Here is a 6,105-nt window from a genome sequence, read left to right as displayed (position 1 = left end):
ATGTTGGGGTGGGGGATGGCACCGGCTTTGCCGGTGTTCGCGGCTGAAGCCGCTCCCACAGGGATCGTGCTTGGCTCGGGTATGCGCTGTACCTGTGGGAGCGGCCTTGTGTCGCGAAAGGGCTGCAGAGCAGCCCCGGGGATCTATGCAGCGCTGCTGAGAACCTGGGGCCGCTTTGCGGCCCGATCGCGACACAAGGCCGCTCCCACAAGGGTGAAGGTGTCTGCCTTTAGATGCTGCGTGGCCGGGTAACACGGTCTACCAGGTAGACCAGGCCGTGGTAGTCGATGCCGCTGTGGCTCGACAGGCCTATTTCGCAGGTGCGGCTGGTGGAGATGCCTTCGCTGCAATACTGCACCGCATCCTTCAGGCTGCGCAGCGAGTGGGCGTTGAGCTCGGGGGTGGTGAAGCCTTTGTCACCGGCAAACCCGCAGCAATGGATGCCTTCGGGGATTACCACCTGTTTGCTGCAGCGCCGCGCCAGGTCGATCAAGGCCTGGCTTTCGCCCAGGTGTTGGGTGCTGCAGGTCACGTGCACGGCTACCGGCTCGTCCTGGGGGGTGAACTCCAGGCGGTCGAGCAGGTGGGTGCGGATGAAGCGCACCGGGTCGTACAGGTCCAGCCGGGTTTCGCCCAGGTCTTGCACCAGGCGCAAGGTGCAGGGGCTTGTGTCGCAGTAGATCGGGTCAAGGCCGCCGCGGCTGGCGTGCAGCAGGGCGGTGATCAGCTCCTGGCGCTTGTGCTCGGCCTGCTCGGGGTAACCCTTGGAGGCGAAGGGCTGGCCGCAGCACAGGCTGTCGGCGTTGTCGGGGAACACCACCTGGTAACCGGCCTTTTCCAGCAGGGCGCGGGTTTTGTCCAGCAGCGAGCTTTGCTCGCGGTCGGCATAGGCCGGGCCCATCACCCGTGACACGCAGGCGGCCAGGTACACCACGCGGGGGCGGGCGTCGTTGCTGGCCGGGCCGAAGCTGATCGGGCGCAGGGGTTGTGGCATGGCCGGGGTCCACTGGGGCAGGCGGCCTTTGCTGGCTTTGCTCAGCGAGGCGCTAAGGCGGCCCAGGCGCGGGGCGCCGAGCAGCTTGCGTGCAGTGTTGGCGGCTGTGAGGGTAAGGCGGGCGCCACCCAATGCGGTGTGGAAGTGCTCGGCCAGCCAGTCGGCGGTCTTGTTGTGCTCGGCGGCCTGGCTGCGCAGTTTTTTCACCAGCTCGCCGGTGTTGATACCGACCGGGCAGCGCTGGGCGCACAGGCCGGTGGCGGCGCAGGTGTCGATGCCTTGGTACTGGTAGGTCTGCATCAGTTCGCGGGTGTCGATGCCGGCGCGTTGCTTGGCCTGGATGTCACGCCACATGACGATGCGCTGGCGTGGGCTGAGGGTAAGCCCCTTGGACGGGCACACCGGTTCGCAGAAGCCGCATTCGATGCACTTGTCGACGATTTCGTCGGCGGCAGGCAGCGGCTTGAGGTTTTTCAGGTGGATGTCCGGATCGATGCTCAGCACCACGTCGGGGTTGAGGATGCCGTTGGGGTCGAGCAGGCGCTTGAGCTTCCACATCAGCTGGTAGGCGTCATGGCCCCACTCCAGTTCCACGAACGGTGCCATGTTGCGGCCGGTGCCGTGCTCGGCTTTTAGTGAACCGCCAAACTCCACGGCCACCAGGTGCGCCACGTCGTCCATGAAGGCCTGGTAACGGGCGACTTCCTCGGCGCTGTTGAAGCCTTGGGTGAAGACGAAGTGCAGGTTGCCTTCCAGCGCGTGGCCAAAAATGATCGCTTCGTCATAGCGGTGCTTGTCGAACAGCAGGATCAGGCGGTTGACGCCTTCGGCCAGTTGCTCGACGGGGAAGGTCACGTCTTCGATGATCACCGTGGTGCCGGTCTGGCGCACGGCGCCGACGGCGGGGAAGGTGTCCTTGCGGATTTTCCACAGCTGGTTGTACACGGCCGGGTCTTCGCTGAAGTCCACTTGCTGTTCCAGCGGGAAGTCGGCGATCGAGGCCATTACCTGGTGCAATTGCTCGTGCAGCAGGCTCTGGCTGGCGGCGCGGGACTCGATCAGCAGGGCGCAGGCGTTGTCTGACAGGCCTTTTACCCACAGCGGCATGCCGGGCATGTTCTGCACCGAGCGCAGGCTGCGGCGGTCGAGCAGTTCCACGGCCGAGACCGGCTGCTGCTTGAGCACGGGTACCGCGCGGCAGCAGCTTTCGACGCTGGGGAACACCAGCAGGGCGCTGGCCTTGTGCGGGTGGTCGGGCACGGTGTTGTAGGTGACGGCGCTGATGAAGCCCAGCGTGCCTTCGGAACCGACCAGCAGGTGCTGCAGGATGTCCAGCGGCTGGTCGTAGTCCACCAGTGCGTTCAGCGACAGGCCGGTGGTGTTCTTCAGCCGGTATTTGTGCCGGATGCGCTCGGCCAGCGCGGTGTTGGCGCGGGTCTCGCGGGCCAGGCGGGCCAGCGATTCCAGCAGCGCGGCGTGGCTTTTTTCAAAGGCGGCGACGCTGGCCGGGTCTTCACTGTCCAGGCGGGTGCCGTCGGCCAGCACCAGGCGCAGGCCGGCCAGGGTGTGGTAAGTATTCTGCGCGGTGCCGCAGCACATGCCGCTGGCGTTGTTGGCAACGATGCCGCCAATTTTGCAGGCGTTGATCGAGGCCGGGTCGGGGCCGATCTTGCGCCCGAAGGGGGCCAGCCAGGCGTTGGCCTGGGCGCCGATCACGCCGGGTTGCAGGCGGATCTGCTCGCCCTGGCCACGGATTTCGCGGCCGTTCCAGTTATCGCCGAGCACAATCAGCACCGAGTCGGTGATGGCCTGGCCAGACAGGCTGGTGCCGGCGGCGCGGAAGGTGACCGGCACCCGCTCGCGCTGGGCCAGTTTGATCAGGCCGACCACTTCGTCCTCGGACTCGACGCGCACCACCAGCTTGGGGATCAGCCGGTAGAAGCTGGCGTCGGTGCCAAAGGCCAGGGTGGACGTGGGGTCGTCGAAGCGGCGTTCGGCGGGTATCAGGCGCTCGGCATCACGCAGGAACGCGGCGGGCAAGCTCATGCAGTCTCCTCGCGGGGCTGTGGCGTCTGTGCGCCACATGCCCCGGGTCAATCAGGCGGTGTTTCTTGCAGGCGGTCAGGCGCCCAGTTCGCGTACCAGCGAGTCACGGGTGATCTCGCTGATCGACTTGGCGCCGGTCAGCACCATGGCCACGCGCATTTCCTTCTCGAACAGCTCAAGCAGGTTCTTCACCCCGGCCTGGCCGTGCACGGCAAGGGCATAGAGGAAGGCGCGGCCGATCAGTACGGTGTCGGCACCCAGGGCGATCATGCGCACCACGTCGAGCCCACTGCGGATGCCGGAGTCGGCCAGAATCTTCAGGTCACCTTTGACGGCGTCGGCAATGGCCGGCAGGGCGCGGGCGCTGGACAGCACGCCATCGAGCTGGCGGCCGCCGTGGTTGGACACCACAATGCCGTCGGCGCCGAACTTGACCGCATCGCGGGCGTCATCGGCATCCAGAATGCCCTTGATGATCATCGGGCCGTCCCAGTACTCGCGGATCCACTCCAGGTCTTTCCAGGAGATGGACGGGTCGAAGTTGTTACCCAGCCAGCCGATATAGTCGGCCAGGCCGGTGGGGTTGCCGCGGTACTTGGAGATGTTGCCCAGGTCGTGCGGGCGGCCCATCACCCCAACATCCCACGCCCACTCGGGGTGGGTCATGGCTTGCAGCACGCGGCGCAGCGGGCCGTTGCGGCCGCTCATGCCCGAGTGGGCATCGCGGTAGCGGGCGCCGGGTACCGGCATGTCGACGGTGAACACCAGGGTCTTGACCCCGGCGGCCTTGGCCCGCTCCAGGGCATTGCGCATGAAGCCGCGGTCCTTCAGCACGTACAGCTGGAACCACATCGGCCGGTCGATGGCCGGGGCCACTTCTTCGATCGGGCACACCGACACGGTAGACATCGTGAACGGGATGCCGTGGGCGGCCGCTGCACGCGCCGCCTGCACTTCGCCACGGCGGGCGTACATGCCGGTGAGGCCGACCGGGGCCAGGGCCACCGGCATGCTCAGGGTTTCGTCGAACAACTTGGTTTCCAGGCTGAGCTCGGACATGTTGTTCAGCACGCGTTGGCGCAGGGCAATACCGGCCAGGTCCGACACGTTGTGGCGCAGGGTGTGCTCGGCGTAGGCGCCGCCGTCGGCGTAGTGGAACAGGAAAGGAGGCAGCTTGCGTTGGGCCGCGGCGCGATAGTCGGTAGAGGCAGAAATGATCATGGATTCTCGCAGCGTTGCTTGTGGGGAGTGCCGGGCGCGCGATGGCGCCCGGCCCCTTTCACTTTAGTGATGAACCAGCATGCCGGTCAGCCAGTAAGCCTGCACCAAGGTGATCAGGCCCACGATGGTGGCAAAGAACAGGCTGTGCTTGACGGTGAAGCGGAACAGGTCGGATTCCTTGCCCACCAGGCCGGTGGCGGCGCAGGCCACGGCAATGGACTGGGGCGAGATCATCTTGCCGGTCACGCCGCCGCTGGTGTTGGCCGCTACCAGCAAGGTGTCGTTGACGCCGATCTGGTGTGCGGTGGTGGCCTGCAGCGAGCTGAACAGGGCGTTGGACGAGGTGTCCGAACCGGTCAGGAATACGCCCAGCCAGCCAAGGAACGGCGAGAAGAACGGGAACGCGGCACCGGTGCCGGCCAGTACCAGGGCCATGGTCGAGGACATGCCCGAGTAGTTGGTGACGAAGGCGAAGGCCAGCACCATGCCGATCGACAGGATAGGCCAGCGCAGCTCCCAGAAGGTCTCTTTGAAAGTGGTCAGACCAGTTTTGAAGTTGATCTTCAGCACTGCCATGGAAATCAGCGCCGAGAGGAAGATCGCGGTGCCGGTGGCGGAGATCGGGTCGAGCTTGAACACTGCTGGCATGGCAGTGGGCGCGGCAACGATCGGTGCGGTCTTGATCACCAACTGGTCGAGGTGCGGGATGGCGAAGTTGAACACGAAGTTGTACATCGCGCCGCCCGGGGCGAACGCTGCCTTGAACGGCTTCAGGGTCCAGATGGTGACCAGTACGGTCAGGATCAGGAACGGCGACCAGGCCTTGAAGATTTCGCCAAAGCTGTAAGGGCTAGGCTGGCTGCCGCTTGGCTGCACAACGGCTGCGCCGACGCTGCCTTTGGCTTCGCTGAACGAACGCTTTGGCTGCCAGACTTTCAGGAACAGGGTGAGGCAGATCAGGCTGGCCAGCGCCGAGGTGATGTCGGGCAGTTCAGGGCCGATGAAGTTCGAGGTGAAGTACTGGGTGACGGCGAAGCTCAGGCCGGCGACCAGGGCGGCAGGCCAGGTTTCTTTCACGCCACGTAGGCCGTCCATCATGAACACCAGCCAGAACGGCACGAACAGCGACAGCAGCGGCAGCTGGCGGCCAGTCATGGCGCCGATGTGGAAGGCGTCGATGCCGGTGACCTGGCCGGCCACGATGATCGGGATGCCCAGGGCGCCGAAGGCCACGGGGGCGGTGTTGGCGATCAGGCACAGGCCGGCGGCGTACAACGGGTTGAAGCCCAGGCCCACCAGCAGCGCGGCAGTGATTGCCACGGGGGCGCCGAAGCCCGCCGCGCCTTCGAGGAAGGCACCGAAGCAGAAGCCGATCAGCAGCACTTGCAAACGCTGGTCGTCGGTAATCGACAGCACCGAGCTGCGGATCACTTCGAACTGGCCGCTCTTCACCGTGAGTTTGTACAGGAACACCGCGGCAACGATGATCCAGGCAATCGGCCAGAGGCCGTAGAGGAAGCCGTAACCCGCGGCGGCGAGGGCCATGTCGACAGGCATCTGGAAGGCGAAGATCGCCACCAGGATCGACAGGGCAAGGGTGATGCTGCCCGCTACGTGGCCTTTCAGGCGGAACACGGCGAGGGCAAGGAAGAAGAACACGATAGGGATGACTGCCGCCAGTGCGGACAGGCCAAGACTACCAAGCGGGCTATAGAGTTGTTGCCAGGTTTGCATATGGGGTGGCCCCTAATTGTTGTTGGTCAGCACTGGCATTGGATAATTGGTAAGACCAATTTACAATGGCTGGTCGCTAGGTTAAAAGCGCTGTCGTGGGTGTGTCAATT

General features: G+C 65.1%; 3 protein-coding genes. All 3 read right to left on the bottom strand.

Annotated features, from left to right (window positions below; genetic code table 11):
- Positions 1-229: 229 nt before the first annotated feature.
- Positions 230-3,040, bottom strand: coding sequence for an FAD-binding and (Fe-S)-binding domain-containing protein (locus tag AC07XM_RS24835; RefSeq protein WP_023047601.1), 2,811 nt, complete (start codon positions 3,038-3,040; stop codon positions 230-232).
- Positions 3,041-3,115: 75 nt separating this feature from the next.
- Positions 3,116-4,261, bottom strand: coding sequence for an FMN-dependent L-lactate dehydrogenase LldD (lldD, locus tag AC07XM_RS24830; RefSeq protein ID WP_019470436.1), 1,146 nt, complete (start codon positions 4,259-4,261; stop codon positions 3,116-3,118).
- A gap of 63 nt (positions 4,262-4,324) precedes the next feature.
- Complete coding sequence (locus AC07XM_RS24825; protein ID WP_016489185.1) at positions 4,325-5,995, bottom strand: lactate permease LctP family transporter; 1,671 nt, start codon at positions 5,993-5,995, stop codon at positions 4,325-4,327.
- Positions 5,996-6,105 lie beyond the last annotated feature (110 nt).

It is taken from the genome of Pseudomonas sp. GW460-LB5, assembly GCF_059423245.1.
This window is presented reverse-complemented; position numbering and strand designations above follow the sequence as displayed.